Origin of the sequence: Archangium violaceum Cb vi76, assembly GCF_000733295.1 — a bacterium.
Lineage (GTDB): Bacteria > Myxococcota > Myxococcia > Myxococcales > Myxococcaceae > Archangium > Archangium violaceum.
In genome coordinates, this window is sequence record NZ_JPMI01000412.1 from 1 (window position 1) to 479 (window position 479).

Annotated in this window: 1 protein-coding gene; it reads right to left on the bottom strand. The window is 67.8% G+C overall.

Annotation, left to right across the window (positions count from 1 at the left end; genetic code table 11):
• On the bottom strand, positions 1–479 hold a 479-nt coding region (locus Q664_RS49760; RefSeq protein WP_200883887.1), incomplete at both ends, for a KUP/HAK/KT family potassium transporter.

The following is a 479-nucleotide window of genomic DNA, read 5'->3' on the forward strand; positions in this document are numbered from 1 at the left end:
CGTCCACCACCAGGAACAGCGCCGCCACCGGCAACGCCACCAGCCGCGACACGTTCCACCGCTCGCGCGCCACCACGTACGCCAGCACCGTGGTGATGGTCATCGTCGTCGTCACCGAGATGCCGTACGCCGCCGCCAGGTTGCTGGAGGACTTGAAGCCCAGCACCAGCAGGATGATGCCCACCAGCAACGCCAGGTTGATGCCCGGCAGGTAGACCTGCCCCCGCTCCTCCGCCGAGGTGTGCACCACCTCCAGGCGCGGCGTGTACCCCAATTGAATCGCCTGCTGCGTGAGCGAGAAGGCCCCCGAGATGAGCGCCTGCGAGGCAATCACCGTCGCCCCCGTGGCCAGCACCACCAGCGGGTAGAGCGCCCACGTCGGCGCCAGATGGAAGAAGGGGTTGGAGGCCTTGCTGGGGTCTCTCAGCAGCAACGCCCCCTGCCCCATGTAGTTGAGCATCAACGCCGGCAGCACCACC